At 39.9% G+C, this 3,687-nt stretch carries 3 protein-coding genes; 2 read left to right on the top strand and 1 reads right to left on the bottom strand.

The features are described 5' to 3' along the window. On the bottom strand, window positions 1-754 hold a 754-nt coding region (locus R3333_RS13175; RefSeq protein WP_318959236.1), incomplete at its 3' end, for a tetratricopeptide repeat protein. Window positions 755-1,258: 504 nt separating this feature from the next. Between R3333_RS13175 and prmC the strand changes: the two genes are divergently transcribed. Then, window positions 1,259-2,128 (top strand): peptide chain release factor N(5)-glutamine methyltransferase, encoded by an 870-nt coding sequence (prmC, locus tag R3333_RS13170; RefSeq protein WP_318959235.1) that lies wholly within the window; start codon window positions 1,259-1,261, stop codon window positions 2,126-2,128. Window positions 2,129-2,131: 3 nt separating this feature from the next. Next, a partial coding sequence (ligA, locus tag R3333_RS13165; protein ID WP_318959234.1) for an NAD-dependent DNA ligase LigA occupies window positions 2,132-3,687 on the top strand: 1,556 nt, incomplete at its 3' end.

Raw genomic sequence — 3,687 nt, 5'->3', positions numbered from 1 at the left:
GGAGCAAGGCTTCATCGCAAGTTTGCAGAGCTTTAGTATATGCCCCGTTATTAAAGTGAAGTCGGGCAATGTTCTCGAGCACAGTTACCATAGATCTATGGTTCCCTTGGTCACGCCAAATATCCAGAGCTTTCTGAAAATAGCTTAATGCCTCGGGGTTTTGTATGTTTAAATACACAAAACCAATTTCATTGAAGGATATAGCCTGTAATTCCTTATCCTGCATTTCGTTTGCTAAGTCCAAGGCTTTGCGAGAAAATGCTATTACTTCTTTCACGTCGGCGTGGGCTTCCATGGCTAGGGCTGCCCTACGGTTGTAATAATGTGCCAAGACTTGTGGAGATAGGTTGTGCTTTTGTTGTAAGTCCTCGAATAAGGCGATGTATTTTTCAGCCTTTTCATACTTGGCAAGGGAACGGTAAAATTCAACAAAATACACGTAAACCTTTGCTAATTCCTCAATTTTATAAAGTGTTTTATTGTGCGTCTCGGCCTTGTTTAAATAGAAAAGGGCATATTTATACTCTTCCATTAACTTGTTGGTTTGCGCCATTTTTAAATAAACCTCTCCAAGTTGCTGATCGGTTATCTTTGGGTGTTGTTTAACCTTTTCAAAATATACAAGGGCAGAATCAAACTGCGAATCGTTTAAAAAGTTATTGGCCTTAGCGCTTAGCTCAATTATACTTTGATGTGCATGTGTTTGGGGTACTAGAATCAAAAATACTAGACACATCAATAATCTGCGTAGCATGCAATATGTCTTACTTTTTTTGTTCATGAGTAGTAATACAGTAGATCTTGTTTTAATCGCGCACTAAAATATTTGTTTTCCTCTGGCCCACCATGAGATCCTGCATATATTTTTAAGGAGAACTCCGTAATAGCTCTGTACATGATGTTTTCTCATTTGCTTTTCCCCAAGCCCCTTGGGGTCGGGCTTTTCGCTGTAGTCCTTAATTGGAGAGACTTTTCATTGTAGCGTGTAGTGTGGCTTCTTGGTCGCCCCAAAGCACGCAACATTCAAGAGCCTCTCCAACACGGCGCTGCCGCTACTATCCCTAAAGTGAAAAAAATAGGTAGATGATTAGACGTCATCATTTGGAAACCAAAATTTAGTTTTCGAACTTATCACTTATCCCATAACTACCTAATTCTTAACTACTCAAAATAACTGTGTGATTATTTGGTTTTTGAGTTGCTTAATTTAGCTTTTTAGGCTTCATTTTTCGGGGAGTTTTACTTACTTTGTTGCCGCATGTTTGTAAAGGATAATCATATCAAATCGGTAGAGCTTTATTTTGAAGAAAAGCTGCGAGATAATTTTAGTGGTAATGAGATAAAAACCATTAGCAAAAGCTTGATTGCCCAACGTTTAGGGTTTGCTTTTGACGATTACCTTTTACACAAAGATGGAACAGTAAGTGAATCTGATTTGCTCTTTTTTAGAGCTGCTGTAAAACGTCTACTTTCGGGTGAACCTTTTCAATACATTTTAGGAGAAACTTATTTCTACAATTTGGAGCTAAAAGTAAAACCTGGTGTACTTATTCCACGACCAGAAACCGAAGAGTTAGTACATTGGATAGTGGAAGATGCTGCTCAGAAAGAAAAGGAGTTAACACTAGAAGATTGGTGTACAGGTTCAGGGTGTATTGCACTGGCGCTTAAAAAGGCTTTGCCCCAAGCCCAGGTAAAAGCTATAGATTACGATGATGCAGCTTTAGCGGTAGCGAAAGAAAATGTTGCTTTTACCGGACTGGATGTTAGCGTTGAAAAACAAGACGCCCTTAACATCGCACAGAGTGCTCCTAAGAATTTAGATGTAATCGTATCTAATCCGCCCTATATTCCGAATGCCGATAAAAGCTTTATGGCAGATCATGTTCTAGACCATGAGCCGGGGATTGCACTTTTTGTGGATGATAATGATCCTTTGGTTTTTTACAGAAACCTTGGAATGTATGGTATGGTTCATTTAAAAGAGGGAGGAAGCATTTACTTTGAATTGCATGAAAATTATGCCGCTGCAACCCAGAACATGTTGCAAAGTATGGGCTATTTCATGGTAGAATTAAAGCAAGACATGCAGGGGAAAGACCGCATGTTAAAGGCTACAAAATTTTAAACAATGAACGTTCGCGATAGAATAAAAGAATTAACCGCAAAGTTGCATGCGCTAAATCATGCTTACTACGTGGAAAATAAATCGGAGGTGAGTGATTATGATTTTGATCAAATGCTCAAGGAACTGGAAGATTTGGAAAAGAAACATCCAGACTTGGCAGATCCGAATAGTCCGACCAAAAGAGTAGGGGGAGACATCACCAAAAAGTTTGCAACGGTGGTGCACCAATACCCGATGTTGTCTTTGTCGAACTCCTATTCCAAAGAAGAAATTCAGGAGTGGGAAGCGCGTGTACGTAAGAATGTAGAGGGCGATATAGAATACGTTTGTGAGTTAAAGTACGATGGAGTTGCCATAGGAATTCGTTATGAGAATGGTCGATTTGTACAAGCCGTAACGCGTGGAGATGGAACACAGGGAGAGGATGTTTCGGCCAATGTGCGTACCATCAAAACGGTTCCTTTACAATTGAAAGGAGATTATCCAGAAGATTTTGAAATAAGAGGGGAGATCTTCTTTCCATTAGAAAACTTTCACCAGCTTAACGCTATGCGCGAGGAGTTGGGAGAACAACAATTTGCCAACCCAAGAAATACGGCTTCTGGAACCTTGAAAATGCAAGATTCAAAAGTTGTTGCAGATAGAGGATTGGATTGTTTGCTGTACGGAGTTTACGGTGGTGATTTGCCGGGTACCGGACATTTTGAAACGGTAGCAACTGCAGCGAATTGGGGATTTCAAGTTCCTAAAGAAGAAAAGAAATACATTGTAAAAACCAATTCTATCGATGGTATCATGGACTTTATACATCACTGGGATGTGGAGAGAGCTAATTTGCCTTTTGAGATAGATGGAGTTGTTATAAAAGTAAATGATTATGGTCAGCAACAAGAGCTTGGTTTTACCGCCAAATCTCCGCGTTGGGCCATTGCTTATAAATTTAAAGCAGAACGGGTTTCTTCTATTTTGGAAGAGGTAACCTACCAAGTTGGTAGAACAGGAGCCATCACTCCTGTAGCAAATCTGCAACCTGTACAATTGGGGGGGACTACGGTAAAACGCGCTTCTTTGCACAATGCCGACCAAATCGCCAAATTGAATTTACATGAACACGATGAAGTTTATGTAGAAAAAGGTGGAGAAATCATTCCCAAAATTGTTGGGGTGAACTTGGAAGCTAGAGCAGAAGACGCTCAACCTATTGTTTTTATTGAGGAGTGTCCGGAATGTGGAACAGAACTCAAAAGAACAGAGGGAGAAGCACAGCACTATTGTCCAAACGATTTAGGGTGTAGACCTCAAATCATAGGAAAGATAGATCACTTTATTTCGCGCAAGGCATTGAACATAGACGGACTCGGAACCGAAACCGTGAGTTTAATGGTGAATAAAGGTTTGATTTCAAATTATGCAGATCTCTATACTTTAACTTTCGACGACATTATAGCCTTGGATAGAATGGCAGATAAATCGGCCAATAATATGTTACAAGGTATAGAAGCAAGTAAGCAAGTTCCTTTTGAGAAGGTATTGTTTGGTTTAGGTATTCGTTTCGTAGG

The sequence above is a fragment of the Lishizhenia sp. genome (assembly GCF_033720595.1).
Taxonomy (GTDB): domain Bacteria; phylum Bacteroidota; class Bacteroidia; order Flavobacteriales_D; family Crocinitomicaceae; genus Lishizhenia.
The sequence above is the reverse complement of the archived record's forward strand: the minus strand, read 5'-3'. Positions and strand labels throughout refer to the sequence as shown.